Origin of the sequence: Pseudomonas sp. NPDC090233 (genome assembly GCF_044772285.1) — a bacterium.
GTDB lineage: Bacteria > Pseudomonadota > Gammaproteobacteria > Pseudomonadales > Pseudomonadaceae > Aquipseudomonas.
The window spans coordinates 371848-391000 of sequence record NZ_JBIVYQ010000004.1 but is presented as its reverse complement, the minus strand read 5'-3'; the positions used below and the strand labels follow the sequence as shown (position 1 = coordinate 391000).

At 62.9% G+C, this 19153-nt stretch carries 20 protein-coding genes; 9 read left to right on the top strand and 11 right to left on the bottom strand.

Translation table 11 applies throughout. The features are described from left to right. Positions 1–198 precede the first annotated feature (198 nt). Both ACIQUF_RS13130 and ACIQUF_RS13125 read left to right on the top strand, forming a co-directional pair. Entirely contained in the window at positions 199–1191 is a 993-nt protein-coding gene (locus ACIQUF_RS13130) for a response regulator (RefSeq protein WP_403131947.1), read from the top strand. Further along, positions 1188–1568 carry a response regulator transcription factor gene (locus ACIQUF_RS13125; protein ID WP_403131946.1) on the top strand — a complete coding sequence of 127 codons (381 nt, stop codon included), beginning with the start codon at positions 1188–1190 and terminating at the stop codon, positions 1566–1568. The genes ACIQUF_RS13130 and ACIQUF_RS13125 overlap by 4 nt, the downstream gene beginning before the upstream one ends. On the opposite strand, the gene ACIQUF_RS13120 is transcribed toward ACIQUF_RS13125, so the two are convergent. The 3 genes from ACIQUF_RS13120 to ACIQUF_RS13110 form a co-directional block, all read right to left on the bottom strand. Then, positions 1545–2846 carry an Nramp family divalent metal transporter gene (locus tag ACIQUF_RS13120; protein ID WP_403131944.1) on the bottom strand — a complete coding sequence of 434 codons (1302 nt, stop codon included), beginning with the start codon at positions 2844–2846 and terminating at the stop codon, positions 1545–1547. The genes ACIQUF_RS13125 and ACIQUF_RS13120 overlap by 24 nt on opposite strands. A 156-nt stretch (positions 2847–3002) precedes the next feature. Beyond that, positions 3003–3257, bottom strand: coding sequence for a DUF2790 domain-containing protein (locus ACIQUF_RS13115; protein ID WP_403131941.1), 255 nt, complete (start codon positions 3255–3257; stop codon positions 3003–3005). A 155-nt stretch (positions 3258–3412) separates the two neighbouring features. Then, on the bottom strand, positions 3413–4903 hold the full coding sequence (locus tag ACIQUF_RS13110; RefSeq protein WP_403131938.1) for a YifB family Mg chelatase-like AAA ATPase: 1491 nt from the start codon (positions 4901–4903) through the stop codon (positions 3413–3415). Between the two features lie 254 nt (positions 4904–5157). Between ACIQUF_RS13110 and ACIQUF_RS13105 the strand changes: the two genes are divergently transcribed. Next, positions 5158–7179: a DUF4034 domain-containing protein gene (locus tag ACIQUF_RS13105; protein ID WP_403131936.1), complete on the top strand. Its 2022-nt coding sequence runs from the start codon at positions 5158–5160 to the stop codon at positions 7177–7179. A 17-nt stretch (positions 7180–7196) separates the two neighbouring features. Here ACIQUF_RS13105 and ACIQUF_RS13100 read toward each other — a convergent pair whose 3' ends face one another. Further along, positions 7197–7460 carry an accessory factor UbiK family protein gene (locus ACIQUF_RS13100; RefSeq protein ID WP_403131935.1) on the bottom strand — a complete coding sequence of 88 codons (264 nt, stop codon included), beginning with the start codon at positions 7458–7460 and terminating at the stop codon, positions 7197–7199. A 363-nt stretch (positions 7461–7823) separates the two neighbouring features. Between ACIQUF_RS13100 and glnK the strand changes: the two genes are divergently transcribed. The 3 genes from glnK to sutA all read left to right on the top strand — a co-directional run bounded on the left by glnK (position 7824) and on the right by sutA (position 10300). Further along, entirely contained in the window at positions 7824–8162 is a 339-nt protein-coding gene (glnK, locus tag ACIQUF_RS13095) for a P-II family nitrogen regulator (protein ID WP_002555808.1), read from the top strand. A 47-nt stretch (positions 8163–8209) separates the two neighbouring features. Further along, complete coding sequence (locus ACIQUF_RS13090) at positions 8210–9541, top strand: ammonium transporter (protein WP_403131933.1); 1332 nt, start codon at positions 8210–8212, stop codon at positions 9539–9541. A gap of 429 nt (positions 9542–9970) precedes the next feature. Further along, on the top strand, positions 9971–10300 hold the full coding sequence (gene sutA, locus ACIQUF_RS13085) for a transcriptional regulator SutA (RefSeq protein WP_403131930.1): 330 nt from the start codon (positions 9971–9973) through the stop codon (positions 10298–10300). A 76-nt stretch (positions 10301–10376) separates the two neighbouring features. On the opposite strand, the gene ACIQUF_RS13080 is transcribed toward sutA, so the two are convergent. The 6 genes from ACIQUF_RS13080 to ACIQUF_RS13055 are packed head-to-tail and all read right to left on the bottom strand — an operon-like array spanning position 10377 to position 14987. Then, positions 10377–11072 carry an HAD family hydrolase gene (locus tag ACIQUF_RS13080; protein WP_403131927.1) on the bottom strand — a complete coding sequence of 232 codons (696 nt, stop codon included), beginning with the start codon at positions 11070–11072 and terminating at the stop codon, positions 10377–10379. Beyond that, complete coding sequence (xerC, locus tag ACIQUF_RS13075) at positions 11069–11968, bottom strand: tyrosine recombinase XerC (RefSeq protein WP_403131924.1); 900 nt, start codon at positions 11966–11968, stop codon at positions 11069–11071. The genes ACIQUF_RS13080 and xerC overlap by 4 nt, the downstream gene beginning before the upstream one ends. After that, positions 11968–12678, bottom strand: a complete 711-nt coding sequence (locus tag ACIQUF_RS13070; RefSeq protein WP_403131922.1) for a DUF484 family protein — start codon at positions 12676–12678, stop codon at positions 11968–11970. Before ACIQUF_RS13070 ends, xerC begins: the two co-directional genes overlap by 1 nt. 13 nt (positions 12679–12691) lie before the next feature. Continuing rightward, positions 12692–13522, bottom strand: coding sequence for a diaminopimelate epimerase (dapF, locus tag ACIQUF_RS13065; RefSeq protein ID WP_403131919.1), 831 nt, complete (start codon positions 13520–13522; stop codon positions 12692–12694). A 4-nt stretch (positions 13523–13526) separates the two neighbouring features. Further along, positions 13527–14774: a diaminopimelate decarboxylase gene (lysA, locus tag ACIQUF_RS13060; RefSeq protein WP_403131917.1), complete on the bottom strand. Its 1248-nt coding sequence runs from the start codon at positions 14772–14774 to the stop codon at positions 13527–13529. A 9-nt stretch (positions 14775–14783) separates the two neighbouring features. After that, positions 14784–14987 (bottom strand): lipoprotein, encoded by a 204-nt coding sequence (locus ACIQUF_RS13055; protein WP_403131914.1) that lies wholly within the window; start codon positions 14985–14987, stop codon positions 14784–14786. A gap of 188 nt (positions 14988–15175) precedes the next feature. On the opposite strand from ACIQUF_RS13055, the gene cyaY reads away from it, so the two are divergent. The 3 genes from cyaY (at position 15176) to rnk (ending at position 16265) form a co-directional block, all read left to right on the top strand. Next, positions 15176–15508, top strand: a complete 333-nt coding sequence (cyaY, locus tag ACIQUF_RS13050; protein ID WP_403131911.1) for an iron donor protein CyaY — start codon at positions 15176–15178, stop codon at positions 15506–15508. Position 15509: 1 nt separating this feature from the next. Next, positions 15510–15722 (top strand): DUF1289 domain-containing protein, encoded by a 213-nt coding sequence (locus ACIQUF_RS13045; protein ID WP_403131908.1) that lies wholly within the window; start codon positions 15510–15512, stop codon positions 15720–15722. A gap of 132 nt (positions 15723–15854) precedes the next feature. Beyond that, entirely contained in the window at positions 15855–16265 is a 411-nt protein-coding gene (gene rnk / locus ACIQUF_RS13040; protein WP_403131906.1) for a nucleoside diphosphate kinase regulator, read from the top strand. Between the two features lie 15 nt (positions 16266–16280). Here the strand turns inward: rnk and ACIQUF_RS13035 are convergent, their stop codons facing one another. Then, positions 16281–19139 (bottom strand): class I adenylate cyclase, encoded by a 2859-nt coding sequence (locus ACIQUF_RS13035; protein ID WP_403131903.1) that lies wholly within the window; start codon positions 19137–19139, stop codon positions 16281–16283. Between the last annotated feature and the right edge of the window lie 14 nt (positions 19140–19153).

Here is a 19153-nt window from a genome sequence, read left to right as displayed (position 1 = left end):
CGCGAGTATACCCAGCGCAACCGCTCAGCTTGCCGGGTGCGGGCGGCTTGGCAGGAACGGGCACCATCTTGACCGGAATGGTCCCCCGGCAGTTTGTATCCTGAGGGCCAACCTATCCCTCGGGATAATTGTCTGAATGCGGACGCTGGCCTAGATTGCACGAGGCCGCGCAACCGCCCGCGCCTGCGAGAGAAGTCGATGATCCGATTAGGCAATGCCCAGGTGTCGCTGGAGCGGCGAGAAGCGTTTCTCGACGGCGCGCCGATCCCGTTGGGCGGCCGTGCGTTTGAAGTGCTGGCGATGTTGATCGAGGCCAGAGGCCGGGTAGTTGCCAAGGACGAGCTGTTCAGCCAGGTGTGGGCGGGCACGGTGGTCGAAGACAACAACCTGCAGGTGCAGGTCTCGCTATTGCGCAAGGCGTTCGGCAACCCCGGCTTGATCCAGACGGTGCCACGCCGGGGCTACCGGTTGGCCGCCGAAATTACCCTCGACGTGCCGTGCATGGCCTTGGCTAAATCAGTGCTGTGCGATGTTGCCGAGGCCAGCGAACCGGTTGGCGATTACACGCGCGTGCCGGTGCTGGTCGTCGATGACGACCCCTCGGTGCGCAAGGCATTGGGGCGCTTGTTTCGCTCGCAGGATATCGCCCATCGGCTGTATGCCTCGGCCGAGGCACTGTTCGACGACCAGCTCGACACCCCCTATGCCTGTCTGCTGCTGGACATGAACCTGCCCGAAGCCAGTGGCCTTGAGGTGCAGGAGGCACTGCGCCGGCTCGACTTGCCCTGGCCGATCATCTTCATGACTGGCTTCGGCACCATCCCCCTGACCGTGCAGGCCATGCGCGCCGGCGCGGTGGAGTTTCTGACCAAGCCTTTCGACGAAGCCCAGCTGCTGGCGGTGCTCGATGCGGTGCGCGCCCGTGCCCTCGTTCAAGGCCGCAAATGGCAGCACGTGCGGCAGGTGAAGGAAAAGTACCAGCGTCTTACCCAGCGTGAGCGCCAAGTGTTCGCCCTGGTGGTCGATGGCCTGTCACATAAAGAGATTGCCAGGCACATCGGTACCAGTGAGGTGACGACCAAGGTTCACAAGAAGAACATCATGAACAAGATGCAGTCCCGCTCGCTGGTCGACCTGGTCGCCATGCACAACCTTATCGAGGCACGCGCCGAGGGCCAGGGCGCCGCATGAGCAGAGGGGTGTGCATCGTCGACGACGATGCTTCGGTGCGCAAAAGCCTGGCCAACCTGTTGCGTTCGGCAGGGTTTGTCACGTTGCTGTTCGCCTCGGGTGAAGAACTGTTGGCGTCGGACCAGGCGCCGACGGCGGGGTGCGTGCTGCTGGACTTGAAGATGCCTGGGCTGACCGGCCTGGACGTGCAGCGTGAGCTGGCACGTCTGGGCTGGCGGTTGCCGGTGATCTGCATGTCCGCGCATTGGGATGACCTGGCGGTGGCGGCATCGCTGCGTCAGGGGGCGGTGGCTTGCCTGGGCAAGCCGTTCAGTGAAGAGGCGCTGCTCAAGGTGGTGGAAGAGGCACTGGCGTCAGGCGAACAGATCCACACCTAACTGGAATGCCACCCACAAGGCCAGCCCTGTTGCAAACGCCAGTGCAATGTTCTCGAACAGGTTGTTGCGGTATTCCTTGCTCAGCAACGACTTCTGGTTGGACATGATCAGCAGGCCCAGGGAAATCACTGGCAAGCCGATGATGTTCAGCGCGCTGACGCCAATGGTCAGCGTCACGAAATCGGGCATGCCCGGGATGGACCAGATCAGTGGTGTGACCAGAATGAACAGCATGAACCACTTGTGCATCGGGTCTTTGTGGAATTCCTTACCGTAACGTTCACGCCGCTGCGGTTGTACATGCTGGAAAGCATCGGTGATGAGCATCGGGAAGGCCGTGGTCTTGCCGGAAATGCTGGCGAACAACGTGGCGAACACACCGATGAAGAAGATGTACCAGCCGATTGGGCCGAAGAACATTTCCAGTGCTTTGCCCAGGTCGCCGAGGGTCTTCACTTCGATGCCGTTGGGGCGCAGAATCTCCGCGCCAACGATCCAGATCGCCAGGTTGATGACGATACCGACGAACACCGCGAACAGCAGGTCGTTGCGCTGGATACGTTTGTGCTGCGGGCCGACCCAGCCTTTCTGGCGCATCACATAGGGGTGAACGAAGTTGGCCACCGAGCCTGCCACTGCGCCAATTACCGACACCGCCACCAGCAGGGCACCGTGCACGCCTTCGTCGGCCGGGATGCTGAAGCCGATGGTGCCTTTGACGATGCCTGCCACATCCGGGCCTGACATCACTGCCAGGGCCAGGAAAGCCAGGGTCATCACGGCCAGCAAGACTTTCATCACGCCTTCGATCATCGCGTAGATGTTGCGCCCGACCAGCATCCATACCGCCAGCACCACGGCCATGGAGCACAGCAAGGGGTAATCGATGCGCAGCAGCATCGCCAGCGCTTCGCCTGCGCCTTTGATCATGTAGGCGTTCATCAGATGGCCCATCAGCAGCGCATAGGCCAGCATGAACCAGGCGAACACGGGGTGCAGTTGAGCGTAGCCTTGGAGAATGGTCATGCCCTGGTTATTGCAGAGCTGGAAGCGGGCGATGATGTTGACGATCAGGTACCTGAGCAGCAGCGAAACGGCCAGTACCCACATCATGGCGTAGCCATAGTTGGCGCCTGCTACGGACGAAGTTATCAGATCACCTGCGCCAAGCCAGGACAGTACCGCGATGATGCCTGGCCCCAGCAGCTTGATCAGCCGTGTGACGCGGCTTTGAGAGTGTGCGGCAGCACTCCCCTCGGCCGAATGAATGCTCGACATGGGATGTCTCCGATTATTGTTCTTGTTGAAACGTGCGCAGTCGAACACAGTAGATAGGATGTCGTACAACTACATTTTCTATGAAGGTATTTCAAGGTGTTTCAAGATTCAATGTAAAAGGCCGCTGTCGCGGCCTTTTTCGATTTTGCGTAAGTATCAATTCTGATTGGCTTGCGTGGTGTCAGGCAGGTAGTACCGAACGCTGCGAACTTGGCCACTGGTGTCACGGTAAGTCATCGTGGCGGTACTGCTGTGGCCCTGAGTAGTGGCTGAGGGCTCCAGCCTGATCACTTCGGCGATATCCAGATCCATGCCGTAGCGGTAGGAGGGGGTTGCTTCGGTGGACTGGGCAAATGCGCCTGCGCTGGTGCCGAGTGCGAGGGTGAGGGCGAAAACGTTGCGAAGTGTCATGGTCGTTCTCCAGATTCAGTGAGGGGTGTCGACGATTGCTTGCTGTCTGGAGGTAATACTGCGCTCAATTATTTAGCGCGCAAAATATATTGCTGCTATGGCTCTCATCGAATGCGTACATCACTGTGCCGGTGTTGCGAAGCGTGTCGCAGACGTCAAGGACTGCCCGGCCGGTACTGCAGCGCTTCGGCCAGATGCGCCCGGCCAATCGACCGGACGCCTTCCAGGTCTGCCAGGGTGCGCGCTACTTTCAACAGCCTGTGGGCAGCGCGCAGGGACAGCGTCAGCCGCTCGCAGGCGCTTTCCAGCCAGGCCTGATCGACCGCTTCAAGCGGGCAATGTCGGCGCAGGCCTTCAAGGTCGAGGAACGCATTGGCACAACCTTGGCGACGTTGCTGAACCTCGCGCGCCTCAGCGACCAGCGCCGCCACAGCGGCACTGGTTTCGCCGCTGGGCTGGTGGCTGAGGGTGGTGGTTTCACGCGCCACGGTCAGGTGCAGGTCGATGCGGTCGAGCAGGGGGCCGGACAGCTTGTTGCGGTAGCGCGCAATTTGCTCGGTGCTGCAGCGACAGCGGCCGGTGGGGTCGCCGAGGTAGCCGCACGGGCACGGGTTCATGGCCGCCACCAGCTGGAAACGCGCCGGAAAGCGCACTTTGTCGCGTGCCCGCGCGATCACGATCTCGCCGGACTCCAGCGGCTCGCGCAGCACTTCCAGCACGCGACGCTCGAACTCGGGCAACTCATCCAGGAATAAGACTCCATGGTGCGCCAAGGTAATTTCACCGGGCTGCGGCCGGCTGCTGCCACCGACCAGGGCTGGGCCGGAGGCCGAGTGGTGAGGATGGCGAAAGGGCCGTTGCGGCCAACTGCTCAGCGGGGTGTGACCGCTGACTGATTGAATCGCCGCCACCTCCAGTGCTTCCTGTTCATCCAGCGGCGGCAACAGGCCGGGCAGGCGACTGGCGAGCAGGGTCTTGCCGGTGCCCGGTGGCCCGGTGAACAGCAGGTTGTGCGCTCCGGCTGCGGCCAGCAATAACGCGCGCTTGGCGGCGATCTGCCCCTGCACTTCACTCAAGTCAGGGTAGGGCAGACTTTGCAGGATCAATCCATTGGCGGCAAAAGGCGGCAAAGGTACCTGGCCATTGAGGTGTGCAACCAGCTCAAGCAAATGGCCCACCGCATACACCACCAGCCCGCCCGCCAGGCTCGCTTCCTCGGCGTTTTCCCTTGGCACTACTAGCGCCCGACCCGCCTCCCGAGCTGCCAATGCGGCAGGCAGCACGCCCTGCACCGGGCGCAGCGCGCCGGAAAGCGCCAGTTCGCCCAGGCATTCGATGTCGACCAGGCCCGCCACCGGCACCTGGCCGTCGGCGGCAAGGATACCCAGGGCGATGGCCAGGTCGTAACGTCCGCCATCCTTGGGTAGATCAGCGGGTGCCAGGTTCTGGGTGATGCGCCTTTGTGGATAATTCAGCGCGGAGTTGACGATGGCACTGCGCACCCTGTCCTTGCTTTCTTTGACGGTGGTTTCTGGCAGGCCGACCAGGGTGAGGTGCGGCAGGCCGTTGGTCAGGTGGGTTTCGACGCTGACGGCAGGCGCCTGCACGCCAACCTGGGCGCGGCTATGGACGAGGGCAAGGGACATGGACGCTCCGTTGTCGCTGATGTGGGCCGCTTCCTGCGGCTTGGGCAAGCTTAGCGAATGGGGCGACCGCAGCCGCAAGAAGAGTGCGTCATTGTTTTTCAGGTCAGGGATTTCCCCTGCTTGCGCCTATAATCTGGCAAATAATGGATCCAATATCTTTGCGCGATGCAAAGCTATGGCTTAGTGTTCAAGCGTTACTGCCGTTGCCATGGGATGGCAGCGCGGCTTCTTCAAATGGACTTAAGGTACAGCCCGTGCAAACGCTCACTCGCACCCGCCAGCAGATCCATGAACGGCTGCAGGCCAATGACTTCGCTGAACTCAACCGTTTTTTCGATGCCCTCCAGGCGCAGTGGCAGCAAGCGCCGCCTGGGGAGTGCCCGGCTTATCTGGAAGCCGTTCAGGGGCATATGCTGGTCGATTGGGATGTCGACAGCAGCAAGGTGCTGACGCAGCGGCTCAGGACTTGGATCGACGCCTGCCCAAAGGCTTACCATCCGCAGGTGGCCATGGGGTTTCACTGTTTCAACCGTGCATGCCACATCCGCGGAACGCAGGCGGCCAATGAGGTTTGCGCAGAACGCTGGTTGGCCGCCGAACAGGCGTGCGAGAAGGCGGCGGCGCACTTTTTACGGGCCATGCAGCAGTGCGCACAACCTGTGGCGGCGGCGATCGGCTTGCTGCAGATCAGCGGGCATTTCCGTGAACCGGGTTGGCTGGTGGAATTGTTCAATGGCCAAGTGGCGCGGTCTCGACCCAGTACCCATGCCGATGTCGAAGTGCAGGAGGCCGCAGCACCTTTGCTGGTCAGGTATGGCCTGGCGCCGTTGGTCGAGTTACCACAAGTGTTGCCAGCATGCCTGAGTTCGCGTGCCACCCAAGAGCGTGCCGAAGATTACTGGCTGCGTCATGCCTTGGCCTGGTTTCCCGGTTGCTTCGAGGCGGTTGAAGCCTACGCCAGCTACCGGACACCTCGCTGGGGGGGAAGTTATGACGCCATCGAGGCGCTTGCTGGCGGGCCCTTATGTCAGGGCTGGAGCGAGACGCTGCGTAATGCGATTCGCTGGCGGGCACTCGAAGATCAGCTCTGGCTGCCTGAGGCCGATCAGTCGCGGCAGACAGCCGCCTGGCAGCGCCTCTTTGATGTCTGGGCAACGCGTGCGCTCCGGCCCAGGGAACATGCCACGATGCTGGCCTATCGTGCGGCGTTTCGTAGCAACTCGCTGGATGATCACACCGGGGCAATGCGTGACTTTGTAAGCAGTGTCGGCCTGTATCCTGATCAAGGTTTCGTTCCGGCCATCGGTGAGCCATTTCGCAGTTTTGTCTGCCTCGTGCTGTTTCACGACGTGCAGGATGATACGCAAGCGTTCCGCATCGCCATTGAGCGGCTGTGCGAAAACCGCAGGCAAGCGGCGGCCTGTGCATTACGGGCCGTGGGGCACCAGTTCGGGCTGTGGGGGTTCGTCCACTGCACCGCGCAGGCGCGCATTTGGTTGCACGCTGCGGTGAAACGCCAGTGCGGGCGAGAGGGCATGGGTTTTGACGTACTCGAAGTCCCGCGCCTTTTGTGGGCTGCCAGGCAGCACGAAGCGGCTGTCTTTCTCTATGAGCAGTGTGCCGAGAGGAAGCTGCCGGATGCTGCCGCCACCCTTTACGCCCTGCACAGCGGTCGGCTGGAGGGTACGCCGGCCCAGTACCTGGATGCCGGGGCCGCGGCGCATTGGTTATTGCGTGCCGTCGAGTCAGGCAGCCAGATGGCCAAGTACGACCTGGCCTGCCAACGCATGCGCGATGACCAAGATCTGAGTGAGCGCAGTGCGATGTTGGCGGTCAGGCGTTTACTGCTCGACTGCCTGGGGAATGAAGCGTTCGATGCCCAGGCGCGCCTGCAGGTGGCCATTCTGCAGCGCAAGTTCGGTGATTCGCGCGAGCGTGAGGAGGCGGTGGCTTACTTGCTCGATCTGGTCGACTTCCCGGATTGCGGCATCGCCGCGCGCGCCAGCGCCGAACTTGGCCTGGCCTGGATGCACGGGCAAGGCACGCGCAAACAAAGCCGCTTCGCAGCCATCGAGTGGGCCAACCGTGCGGTCGCGCTTCAGCCGGGGGACTCGGTCATCGAAGCCATTCAGGTCGAAATACGCAACTCGCACAACGTGTTCAAGACGCTATTCACGGTGTACGGAGCGGCATTGTTCCGCGGGGATCTGCACGCCAATGAGCTACCGCCCAAGACGAATGGCGCGGACCCTGATCGGCTGCGCGCCTCCGCCTGAGAGACGGCGCGTGCAGCTTAATCCTGCGCCGCTGGCGCCATGCGCGTCTCCAGCTCGGCAACTTGTTTCTCCAGGGCCTCCAGGCGGGCACGGGTGCGGGCCAGCACGACCATCTGGCTGTCGAATTCTTCGCGGCTGACCAGGTCAAGCTTGCTGAAGGCACCCTGCATCAGCACTTTGAACTGGCTTTCCAGTTCGGCGCGGGGCTGGGCGGTGTCGCCGCTGAACAGGCGCGAGGCCTGGTCGCTCAGGGCGTCGAGAAGGGCTTTGGGCGCGAGCATGTTCGGCTGTCCACGGAGTTTGAAAATGGCCCGCAGTGTAGCACGGCTCGGTTTTGCTTCCGGTTGCACGCTTTTCGAGCGACGTTGTGCATCGCAGCGCACCAAAGCCGTGCATCTTTTCGATGCTGGCGACTGGCCAATCCCGAGCATTTGGCATAACTCGCTGTTTTGCGGTGGTTTAACGGAACTGGCAAGGTTTCTGCAAAGACCAGTACGAGCCATGCACTGATGCAGTTCCTTGTGACCAGGCAGTGCGCACGCGGAGCCGGATGCCGACGACGCGTTACAAAGCCAACCGCTGCGCTTAGACTTGAGACGGGTTTGTTTTCCTGGGGCAAGTCCACCAAATCGGGAGAGAGTTTCATGAAGCTAGTCACAGCCATCATCAAGCCGTTCAAGCTGGACGACGTGCGCGAGTCGCTGTCGGAAATCGGCGTGCAGGGCATCACCGTCACCGAAGTCAAAGGCTTCGGTCGGCAGAAGGGCCACACCGAGTTGTATCGCGGTGCGGAATACGTGGTCGACTTCCTGCCCAAGGTGAAGATCGACGTCGCCATCGACGACAAGGACCTCGATCGCGTGATCGAAGCCATCACCAAGGCAGCCAACACCGGCAAGATCGGTGACGGCAAGATCTTCGTGGTGAATCTGGAGCAGGCAATCCGCATCCGTACCGGCGAAACCGATACCGACGCGATCTAAGCGCCAAACAAAGCCTCACCAAACCCAACGCCCCAGGAGAAAACAACATGACTCTGCGTAAGATCGCAGGGCTAGGAGCCCTATTGTCCCTCGCAATGCCAGGCCTTGCCCTGGCAGAGGAGGCTGCCCCAGCGCTGAACTCCGGTGACACCGCGTGGATGCTGACCGCAACGGCGCTGGTGCTGTTCATGACCATTCCGGGTCTGGCCCTGTTCTACGGCGGCATGGTGCGTTCCAAGAACGTGCTTTCGGTGATGATGCAGTGCTTCGCCATCACCGGCCTGATGAGCATCCTGTGGGTCATTTATGGCTACAGCATGGCCTTCGATACCACCGGTATGGAAAAGGGCGTGCTCAACTTCAATTCCTTCGTCGGCGGCTTCTCCAAGGCCTTCCTCAGCGGCGTCACGCCAGAGGGTCTGACCTCGGCCACCGCGCTGTTCCCAGAAGCCGTGTTCATCACCTTCCAGATGACCTTCGCCATCATCACCCCGGCGCTGATCGTCGGTGCATTCGCCGAGCGCATGAAGTTCTCCGCGATGCTGGTGTTCATGGGCATCTGGTTCACTCTGGTCTATGCACCGATCGCGCACATGGTCTGGAGCGGTGACGGCGCGCTGATGTGGGACTGGGGCGTGCTCGACTTCGCCGGCGGCACCGTGGTGCACATCAACGCCGGTATCGCCGGCCTGGTCTGCTGCCTGGTACTGGGCAAGCGCAAAGGCTACCCGACCACACCGATGGCCCCGCACAACCTGGGCTACACCCTGATGGGCGCGGCCATGCTGTGGATCGGCTGGTTCGGCTTCAACGCCGGTTCCGCCGCCGCCGCCAACGGCACCGCCGGCATGGCCATGCTGGTGACCCAGATCGCCACTGCCGCCGCCGCGCTGGGCTGGATGTTCGCCGAGTGGATCGGCCACGGTAAGCCAAGCGCCCTGGGCATTGCCTCGGGTGTGGTCGCGGGCCTGGTCGCCATCACTCCGGCCGCCGGTACCGTGGGCCCGATGGGCGCCCTGGTGATCGGCCTGGCCTCTGGTGTGATCTGCTACTTCTGCGCCACCACCCTCAAGCGCAAGCTCGGTTATGACGACTCGCTGGACGCCTTCGGCGTGCATGGCGTTGGCGGCATCATCGGCGCGATCCTTACTGGTGTATTTGCCGCGCCGGCCCTGGGTGGCTTCGGCGCGGTCACCGATATCGGCGCGCAGGTCTGGATCCAGGCCAAGGGCGTGATTTTCACCGTGGTCTACACCGCTATCGTCACCTACGTGATCCTCAAGGTGCTGGACGTGGTGATGGGCCTGCGGGTCAACGAAGAAGAAGAGTCGGTCGGCCTCGACCTGGCTCAACACAACGAACGCGGCTACAACCTGTAACTGCGACGCTGGAAAAACTTGCCCGGCTTGCCGGGCATTTTTTTGCCTGTTTTTTGCGATTTCGCGCAGAGCAAATGGTTTATCACTCACGTTCGCGACGTAGGGCAAAAACTTACAGGTTGTAGGGCGTTTATGGAGCTTTGCTTTTTCCACGGGCGCGCTAGAATGCGCGCCGAGGGGTGTGGGACGAGATGTCCGCACGCTCGCTCAGCCTTTGCTAGGCTTGCCAATAGCGCGTGGCCAGCAGGGGCTAAAGGATTTGTCAGGCCCTGCCAGGAGCAGGGCCTGCTGGGTGCCGCCTCCCATCAGGAGCGCCGACTCAAGGGCAGTGGCCTAACCCACGGCCAGTTGAATTTTCACTGGTGGCTGCCGGTCTACGGCTGCACTGGTCTATAACTAACCTGCTTTTCGCAAGTCATGAGGTAGAACATGAGCGACGACGATCTGGAAAATGATGACCTCGAAGTAGGTGACGATGACGAGGCTGATGAGGGCCTTGAAGCGGCGGCTGACGATGGCGCCGAAGACGCTGGCGATGACGACAGCAGCCCGGTACCCGCTGCCAAGGGCAAATCCAAGGCGGCAGTCTCGGTAGACGAGATGCCGAGCATGGAAGCCAAGCAGAAGGAGCGTGATGCCCTGGCCAAGGCGATGGAAGAATTCCTTTCGCGCGGTGGCAAGGTGCAGGAAGTAGAGGCCAACGTGGTCGCCGACCCGCCCAAGAAGCCGGACAACAAATACGGCAGCCGCCCTATCTGAGTGTTCGCATGCAAAAAAGCCCGCCGTCGCTGCGGGCTTTTTTGTGCCTGTACCGGCCTCCTTGGGAGCGGCTGTTTCAGCGCCAGCGCGATAGCACGTCAGGCAACTGCGACAACCGCTGAATCTCGGCATCCGGCGCCTGCTCGCCCGTCCAGGCCTTACCCTGCGGGTTGAACCACACAGCAAGTAACCCGGCGCGTTGGGCACCGCCAATGTCATCGCCGGGGTGATCACCCACATGCACTGCTGCACCGGCCTCGACCTCGCCACGCTTCAGGGCCTCCAGGAACGGCGCCGGGTCCGGTTTGCCGATCCCGAGATCTTCCGCACAGAGGGCGAACTTGAAGTAGTCCGCCAGCCCCAGGCGGCGCACGTCGGCATTGCCGTTGGTCACAACGCCCAGGGTGTACTGGTGGCGCAGGATCTCCAGCACCGGCTGAACCTCGGGAAATACCTCGACCTGGTGCCTTGCATGCAGGAACACTTCAAACCCTTCATTCGCCAGTTCCTGGGCCTGTTTTTCGCTGTAGCCGACCTCTTCAAGCGCATGGAACAGCACGCGCCTGCGCAGTGCGCTGATGCGGTGCTTGAGCCCAGGCTCCGCCTGCACCAGGCGCTCACGGATGGCGAACAGGTGCTCCACCGGCACCCCGCCCAGGATCGGCGCGTTGGCTTCGAGCCAGTCGCGCAGCACGACCTCGGCGCTGGCTATCACAGGCGCGGTGTCCCACAGGGTGTCGTCGAGGTCGAAGGTGATCAGCTTGATGCTCATGAGTCTGTGCCTTTGCTGCGTTTTGCCCGAGGGTGGGCGCTGTCGTACACCGCGGCCAGGTGCTGGAAGTCCAGGTGGGTATAGATTTGCGTGGTGCTGATGTCGGCGTGGCCGAGCATTTCCTGTACGGCACGCAGGTCCTGGGACGATTCCAGCACGTGGCTGGCGAATGAGTGGCGAAGCATGTGCGGGTGCAGGTGCTGGCCCAGTTCGCGCTCGCCGGCCGCCTTGACCCGCAGCTGGATGGCGCGCGGCCCCAGCCGGTTGCCTTGGCGGGTGATGAACACGGAGCTGTCACGCGGGCCACCGATGCCGCGCAAGCGCAGCCATTGCTGCAGCGCCTCGCGGGCCTTGCGGCCAACGGGCAGCACCCTGGCCTTGCCGCCCTTGCCGAGTACCTGCACCAGCCCGGCGGCAAGGTCGAGCTGTTCCAGGTCGAGGTTGGTCAGCTCGGACAGGCGCAGGCCGGACGAGTAGAAAAGCTCAAGGATGGCCTGGTCACGGCGGGCGATGAAGTCGTCGTCTACGCCACCGTCGAGCAGTTGCAGGGCACGATCGGTATCGAGCACTTTGGGCAACCGCCGTTCGCCCTTGGGCGCGCTCAGGCCCGTAGCCGGGTCGTGCTGGCACAGGCCTTCGCGGTTGAGGTAACGGTACAGGCCGCGCACCGCCGACAGTAGTCGGGCGAGGCTGCGGGAGGACTGGCCTTGATGGTGCTGGCGGGCAATCAGCTGGCGCAGTTGCTGGATCTGCAGCGCGCCCCAGCCGGCAATGCCCTGGGTATTGCAGTATTCGATGACCTTGGCGAGGTCACGGCGGTAGGCCAGCAGGGTATGTTCGGACACCTGGCGCTCGTTGCGCAGATGGGCGCAATAAGCCTCCAGCTGGCGTTCCATCAGCGTACCGGACGCAGGGTCTGAGTAACGCGCGGGACCACGCGGCCCAGCACTTCGGCGATGTAGCCGAGGAACAAGGTGCCGACGCTGCTCTTGTAGTGCTGCGGGTCGCGGCTGCCGATCGCCAGCACGCCATGCAGCCCCTGGTACTCCAATGCCGCGACTGCGCTGGAGCCCACTTCGAGGCGTTGCTCATCGCCAAACAGGAAGGCCAGTTCTTTCTCGCGCAGGTTGCCGCTGACCGTCTTGCCACCGCCGAGCAACCCGCCGATAGCCTGCTGAGCCTCGGCGTTGCTGACCCAGCGACCAACCGGCGCGGCGTTGTCGCCGAACAGGATCAGGCTGACGAAGGGCACCTGAAACTCCTGGCGCAGGCTGTCTTCGACGGCCATTACCACTTCCTCCAGGCTGCCGGCATCGAGCAGGTCGAGGATCAGCCGGCGGGTCTTGTCGAACAGCCGGTCGTTGTCCCGGGCCACGTCCATCAATTGCGACAGGCGATGGCGCATCTCGATGTTGCGGTCGCGCAACAGCTTGAGCTGGCGCTCCACCAGCGACACGCTGTCGCCGCGCTGATGGGGGATGCGTTGTTCGAGCAGCAGCTCATCGTGTTCGGCGAAGAACGCCGGGTGGGCGCGCAGGTAGGCGACCACCGCTTCGGCGTCGAGCTCGGTGGAGTGCTTGGGTACAACCTTGGGCTGATCGGTCATGGCGGTTACTCGCTTAGAGACGAACCTGTCCTTCGTAGACGCGTACGGCCGGGCCGGTCATCAACACGGGCTTGCCGGGGCCGGCCCATTCGATATGCAGGCGGCCACCGGGCAGGTCGAGGGACACCGGAGAATCCATCCAGCCCTGGCTGATAGCCGCCACGGCTGCGGCGCAAGCACCGGTGCCGCAGGCTTGGGTCTCACCGGCACCCCGTTCCCAGACCCGCAGGTTGGCGCGATGGCGGTCGATGACCTGAAGGAAGCCGGCATTCACCCGCTGCGGGAAGCGCGGGTGGTTTTCGATCTTCGGGCCCAGGGCATGCACGGGTGCGGTGTGGATGTCATCGACGCGCAGCACGGCATGCGGATTACCCATGGACACGGCGGCGATCGAATGCACTTCGCCGTCGACTTCCAACGGGTAATTCAGCGCCTGCGCATCGGCGACGAAGGGGATTTCGTCCGGGACCAGGCGCGGTGGGCCCATGTCGACACACACCTGGCCGTCGTTCTGCACGTCCAGCTCGATGATGCCGCCCTTGGTTTCGACGCGGATGCGCTTCTTCGCGGTCAGGCGCTTGTCCAGCACGAAGCGGGCAAAGCAGCGCGCGCCGTTGCCGCACTGCTCGACCTCCGAGCCGTCGGCATTGAAGATCCGGTAGCGGAAGTCCACTTCCGGATTGTTCGGTGCTTCGACGATCAGCAGCTGGTCGAAGCCGATGCCGGTGTGGCGGTCACCCCATTGCTTGGCATGCTTGGGCTGGATGTGCGCGTGCTGGCTGACCAGGTCGAGGACCATGAAGTCGTTGCCCAGGCCGTGCATCTTGGTAAAGCGCAGCAGCATGGGGTCACTCCGGCAGCAGGCTTTCGCCAGCGTACAATTCGGCGATGGTCTCGCGGCGACGCACCTCGAACGCCTGGTCGCCGTCGACCAGGATTTCTGCGCAACGGCCACGGGTGTTGTAGTTCGAGCTCATGACAAAACCATAGGCGCCCGCCGACTGCACGGCCAGCAGGTCACCTTCGGCCAGGTTCAGTTCGCGGTCCTTGGCGAGGAAGTCGCCGGTCTCGCAAATCGGCCCGACCAGGTCGTAGGCACGGCCGTGGCCTTCGCGTGGTTTGACCGCGCTGACACCCATCCAGGCCTGGTACAGCGCTGGGCGGATCAGGTCGTTCATCGCCGCATCGATGATGGCGAAGTCCTTGTGTTCGGTGTGCTTGAGGTATTCCACGCGGGTCAGCAGGGCACCGGCATTGGCCACGATGTAGCGGCCCGGCTCGAACACCAGGGCCAGGTCGCGGGTGCCGACGCGCTCGCGGATGGCCTTGATGTAGTCGGCCACCAGTGGCGGCTCTTCGTCGCGATAGCGCACGCCAACGCCGCCGCCCAGGTCCAGGTGGCGCAGGTGGATGCCGCAGTCGGCGAGGCGATCGACCAGGTCCAGCAGGCGGTCGAGGGCGTCGAGGAACGGGTCGACGGTGGTCAGCTGCGAGCCGATGTGGCAGTCGACACCGACCACGTCCAGGTTCGGCAGCTGCGCGGCGCGCACGTAGATGGCTTCGGCGTCGGCGATGGCGATACCGAACTTGTTTTCTTTGAGGCCGGTGGAGATGTACGGGTGGGTACCGGCATCGACGTCCGGGTTGACCCGCAGCGAGACCGGGGCAACTTTGCCCATCTCGGCGGCCACCACTTGCAGGCGTTCAAGCTCGTCGGTGGACTCGACGTTGAAGCAGTGCACGCCGACTTCCAGCGCGCGGCGCATGTCTTCGCGGGTCTTGCCGACGCCGGAGAACACTACGCGGTCAGCACGCCCACCTGCGGCCAGCACACGCTCCAGCTCACCGCCGGAAACGATGTCAAAGCCTGCGCCCAGGCGCGCCAGCACGTTCAGCACGCCGAGGTTGGAGTTGGCCTTGACCGCGAAGCACACCAGGTGCTCGACGCCCTGCAGGGCATCGGTGTAGCTGCGGTACTGGGCTTCGATGTGGGCGCGCGAGTAGACGTAGGTCGGGGTGCCGAAACGTTCGGCAATGGCCGACAGGGCCACGCCTTCCGCGAACAGTTCACCGTCGCGGTAATTGAAAGCGTTCATCTGATTTCCTTACTGCTCTGGCGTCTGCTCGGGCTGGATCGGCTGCTCTTCTTGCGGCTGGACCGCCGGAGCGTGCTGGTGCTGGTGCGACTTGTTGCTGCCCTTGCCGTCCTTGCCGTCTTCCGGCAGGTACAGGGGGCCTTTCTGACCGCAGGCCGAAACGAGGCAGGCAACCGCGACCAGCGCCGCGAGCGAGGAAATCAGGCGCTTCATGGGTGAAATCCTTTGAAATATGCAGTATTGCGCCCGAGTATACCGAGCGACCGCCGGATTGCCTATGCAAGGGCCGGTCCGTCGGGCGGGCTATCCTTGTGTGCTGGCGGCTAACCTTTGCATTCGGCGCCAAGCGCCCGTATCTTGCCCGGCTTGCCTGTCACGCAGCCAATTTCGAGGTTCCTGCAATGAGTTTGAGCGAAGCGCGTTTTCATGATTTGGTCGACGCGACCCAACAGGCCCTGGAAGACCTGTTCGACGATAGCGATCTGGACCTGGACATGGAGAATTCTGCCGGCGTCCTCACCATCAAATTCGAAAATGGCAGCCAGCTGATCTTCAGCCGCCAGGAGCCACTGCGTCAGCTGTGGCTGGCCGACCGCTCCGGTGGCTTCCACTTCGATTACGACGAAGAGAGCGGCAAATGGGTGTGCGAGAAGAGCGAAGAATTGCTCGGCGAGATGCTCGAGCGCATCGTCTGGGAGCGGGCCGGCGAGAAGCTGGACTTCGACGAGATCTGACATGACTGCCCCAGCCAGGCCGCCCAAGCCGCTTTACAGCAATGTCAGCCCTGCAGTGCCATCGCCGTGCATCAATGTTTGCCGCCTAAACGAACAGCGCGTGTGCACCGGTTGCCAGCGTCACGTCGAGCATATCCGCGAATGGCGCTCTGCCGATGACGAGCGGCGTCGGCAGATCTGCCGTGAAGCCGAGGCCCTGCGCGCACGGGCTTGAGTATTTACCCGGCTGTGGTAGTGTCGGGTTGTGCGTCGCCGACGCAAAAGCATCGACAAACCCCGCCCCTGGGCGGGGTTTTGCTTTATCTGCCCATAGCAAATTGCCTGTTCAATGGAGTCTGACTGGATCATGAGCACCAAGCCTTCCCTCATCCTCACCCGATTGGACGTACAGCGTCTCGAGCGCCTGATCGACAGCCTCGACGAAAGTACCCCGGGTGTGCTCGCCCTGCAGGACGAGTTGGACCGCGCCGGGCAGGTGGTCGGCCACGAGGAAGTGCCGGCCGGCGTGGTCACCATGAACTCGCGCGTGCACTGCCGCGAAGAGGCCAGCGGCAAGGACTATCACCTGACACTGGTGTACCCGAAAGATGCCGGTGGCGAGGGCAAGGTCTCGATCCTGGCGCCGATCGGCTGCGCGCTGTTGGGTTTGTCGGTAGGCGAGCAGATCGACTGGCCCGCGCCGGGTGGCAAGACGCTGAAGCTGAAACTGCTGGATGTGGAGTACCAACCAGAAGCCGCGGGTGACTTCGACCTCTGATTGATTGGCGTCGTCTCAAGGCTCCGGGGATGCCCGCACCTGGGACAGCCCATCATTGAGCGCCTGTTCCAGTTCGCGCTTGTAGCGCAGGTACAGGAGGGTCGAGCCCTGCTCATCATCGAGCAGCTCGGACAAATCCAGATCAGTGATGTAGCAGCGATAATGCCCGGCGCTGCGGCGCTGGCTGAGAATCTGCCGGGCGACGACGGCGTACAACTCGTCGCCGTGGTCCAGCTCCGAGAATTCCTGCTGGTTGCAATAGAGCGTGACATGCACACCGTCGCCCGTGCCTGCCTGGAGAATGGCCTGCACGTCGTAGTAGGGCTGCGGGTTGCTGTCGTTTGGCGTCGGCTGGGGCTCGATGCTGCGCGCCTTGCCTGGGCCTGAGGGCAGCAGCTGGGCATACTCGATGAGCAACGGCGCTTGCTGCACGCTGTCGAGCGGCATGCGGGCGTCATGGCGCATCAATACCGATCGTAAAAACCGCTGCAGCGGCAGCAGCAGGTGGTTTTCATCGTGCAGAGGCAGGCGTTGCTGCCACAAGGCGTTGTATTCATCCAGCACATACAGGTCGGCCCAGCCGTCGAGCAGGCGGTAGAACACCTGAATACAGCCGGGCCGCCCCTGATCCAGCACCAGCGGCAAGTCGTGGTCCTGCAGGGCATTGGCATCCAGATGCAGTGGGCTGTAGGCGCTGCGTTCCTCGCTCAAATAATCCAGGACCGCGTCGTGATCGGCCAGGGTCGCCAGGCTGACCTGGCCGGGCAGCAGCTCCAAAACGTGTGTGAAGTGCGCCACCTGCAGCAGGTAGCGATGGTTCTGGCGCTGGTCGAGCAGCAGTTGCACGGTGTCGAAAATCTCTTCGACCCGCTGGCTGATGGCCTGGGCGCGGTTGTGGCAATAGCAGCGCACCCGTACGCGCGGGCGGTGGCTGCGCTGGCCAAGGCTGTTGAGGAAATCGCGCAGGCAGCGCAGCAGGGCGTGCTCGCCGTCATAGCGCTGCACCAGCACTTCGTTCCAGCTGTTGAGGGTGACTTGGTCGAGGGTCAGCACCAGATTCTCGCGCACGCCTGCATAGCTCAGCGAGTCGGTGCGCTCGGTGGTCATCAGGATGTTCAGGTCGCGGTGGTGGCGCAGCGGGTCGACGCCGACATTGACCAACAGCAGGATCTCATCGGCTGCGCTCGGCTGTAGCAGGCGCACTTCACTGACGGTTTCCAGCGGCAAGGGGATGCTTTGCTGCAGGCTGCCAAGCAGGTTGAACAGCTCGAATTCGCTCAGGTCACTGTCGCCGGGGTGCAGCGCCAGGCGCGTGGTGCTGTCGATGACACCGTTGCGGTGGGCCCAGGTCAGCAGTTCGAGTAACTCGCGGCAGCGCTTGATCGGGCTGAAGTGCTCCCACTCGTGCACGCCCAGGTTGCCGTTGTACAGGCCCCAGTGGTGGCTGCCGGGCTCCTTGCGGTTGGGCGAGTGGACCAGGGTCAGGGTGTCCTCGGCAAGGTCCGGGGCGATGCCGGGGTTGATCACCTCGATCTTGCCGGCGCGACGCTCGAAGGCGGCGTACAAGCGCCGCCCCAGCACATTGAGGTCGCGCTGATCGGCACGGCTACTGGCGTTCTGGTTTTGTGCGAACTGGCTGAGGAAGCGATAGCTGTGGTTGAGTTCGGCCACCAGTTCGCGGCGCTCGATGGCCACCTGGCGCACCTTCCACTGGCTGCGGCTGTCGAGCAAGGCGAGCTGACGTTCGTCCCAGCCCCACTCATCCGTCAGGCGCTGCAGCAAGCTGCGCTGCCAATCCGTGTTGCGCGTGGGGCCCTGGCCGCTGAGCTTCTTGTTGACCTTCAGGTAGAGGCTGCGCCGCACCAGCTCCAGGCGTGCGGTTTCGCCGCGCTGTTGCAGGTAGCGTTCTATGCGCCGATAGACCATCACATAAGGGTCGAGCGCGTCCAGGTCGAGGTGGTTGGCGAACACTGCCTGCTTGTAGTCCAGGCTCAGGCAGCGCACGGCCGGGTGTTCGCTGGCGTAGACCTCGGTCAGCAGCAGCTTGAGCAGGGACTTGTGCGGAGAGTCGATACCTTTGAATAGCTGCCAGAGCCCGGCCCCGACGAATTCGCCGGACGGGATGTGGGCCAGGTTGCCCAGGTCGAGGGCGTCGGTGCTGCGGATAAAACGCTTGGACAGCAGGGTTTCGGTATAGCGCTGATAGCTGTGCTCTTCATACACCGGCACCAACCACCACAGTGGGGTACGCCCGGCCAGCCAGATGGCGGTGCGGTAGAACTCGTCGAGCAGCAGGTAATGCTGGGTGGTGCCGCAATCATCAGAGCTGAGTTGGCTGTCGCGACGCCCCTGGGCAAAGTTTTGCGGGTCGATCAGGAAACAGTGCACTTCTGCGCCCAGGCTGGCCGCCCAGGTTTCCAGCAGCTGGCATTTGCGTTGCAGCTCCTCCAGCTGGGCTTCAGCCAAGCCAGGGGCGTGGCAGACCCACAGGTCCATGTCGCTCTGTTCGGCCTGTGCCAGCGAGCCCAGGCTGCCCATCAGAAATAGGCCGTGGATAGGTCGATTGGGGTTGCCCAGGCGTGTCTTGTAGGAGAATGAACGGGCCAGCCGTTGGCCTTCGGCGACCAGCTCGGCATCGGGCTCGAAGCCAGACACGCCGGCGGGTGTGCTGCCGGATACATAACCCGGTAGCAGCGGGTGGTTGACGTGGAACAACAGCGGCAGAAGGGTCAACACCTGTTGTTGGCGGGTCGACAGCCCATCCGTGGCCCGTTGCAACCTGCCTGCGTTCAGGCGCAGAAAGCGCGCACGCAGATTTGCCAGCACCTTGCGGTCGATGCCTTCGTCGAGGTCCGGGCGGATTTCGTGGTTCATTGCGCACTCAGGGC

Excerpts from the sequence above, each read along its gene's own strand:
- ACIQUF_RS13130 (WP_403131947.1), top strand. The coding sequence starts at position 199 with ATGATCCGATTAGGCAATGCCCAGGTGTCGCTGGAGCGGCGAGAAGCG.
- ACIQUF_RS13125 (WP_403131946.1), top strand. The coding sequence starts at position 1,188 with ATGAGCAGAGGGGTGTGCATCGTCGACGACGATGCTTCGGTGCGCAAA.
- ACIQUF_RS13120 (WP_403131944.1), bottom strand. The coding sequence starts at position 2,846 with ATGTCGAGCATTCATTCGGCCGAGGGGAGTGCTGCCGCACACTCTCAA.
- ACIQUF_RS13115 (WP_403131941.1), bottom strand. The coding sequence starts at position 3,257 with ATGACACTTCGCAACGTTTTCGCCCTCACCCTCGCACTCGGCACCAGC.
- ACIQUF_RS13110 (WP_403131938.1), bottom strand. The coding sequence starts at position 4,903 with ATGTCCCTTGCCCTCGTCCATAGCCGCGCCCAGGTTGGCGTGCAGGCG.
- ACIQUF_RS13100 (WP_403131935.1), bottom strand. The coding sequence starts at position 7,460 with ATGCTCGCGCCCAAAGCCCTTCTCGACGCCCTGAGCGACCAGGCCTCG.
- glnK (WP_002555808.1), top strand. The coding sequence starts at position 7,824 with ATGAAGCTAGTCACAGCCATCATCAAGCCGTTCAAGCTGGACGACGTG.
- ACIQUF_RS13090 (WP_403131933.1), top strand. The coding sequence starts at position 8,210 with ATGACTCTGCGTAAGATCGCAGGGCTAGGAGCCCTATTGTCCCTCGCA.
- sutA (WP_403131930.1), top strand. The coding sequence starts at position 9,971 with ATGAGCGACGACGATCTGGAAAATGATGACCTCGAAGTAGGTGACGAT.
- ACIQUF_RS13080 (WP_403131927.1), bottom strand. The coding sequence starts at position 11,072 with ATGAGCATCAAGCTGATCACCTTCGACCTCGACGACACCCTGTGGGAC.
- xerC (WP_403131924.1), bottom strand. The coding sequence starts at position 11,968 with ATGGAACGCCAGCTGGAGGCTTATTGCGCCCATCTGCGCAACGAGCGC.
- ACIQUF_RS13070 (WP_403131922.1), bottom strand. The coding sequence starts at position 12,678 with ATGACCGATCAGCCCAAGGTTGTACCCAAGCACTCCACCGAGCTCGAC.
- dapF (WP_403131919.1), bottom strand. The coding sequence starts at position 13,522 with ATGCTGCTGCGCTTTACCAAGATGCACGGCCTGGGCAACGACTTCATG.
- lysA (WP_403131917.1), bottom strand. The coding sequence starts at position 14,774 with ATGAACGCTTTCAATTACCGCGACGGTGAACTGTTCGCGGAAGGCGTG.
- ACIQUF_RS13055 (WP_403131914.1), bottom strand. The coding sequence starts at position 14,987 with ATGAAGCGCCTGATTTCCTCGCTCGCGGCGCTGGTCGCGGTTGCCTGC.
- cyaY (WP_403131911.1), top strand. The coding sequence starts at position 15,176 with ATGAGTTTGAGCGAAGCGCGTTTTCATGATTTGGTCGACGCGACCCAA.
- ACIQUF_RS13045 (WP_403131908.1), top strand. The coding sequence starts at position 15,510 with ATGACTGCCCCAGCCAGGCCGCCCAAGCCGCTTTACAGCAATGTCAGC.
- rnk (WP_403131906.1), top strand. The coding sequence starts at position 15,855 with ATGAGCACCAAGCCTTCCCTCATCCTCACCCGATTGGACGTACAGCGT.
- ACIQUF_RS13035 (WP_403131903.1), bottom strand. The coding sequence starts at position 19,139 with ATGAACCACGAAATCCGCCCGGACCTCGACGAAGGCATCGACCGCAAG.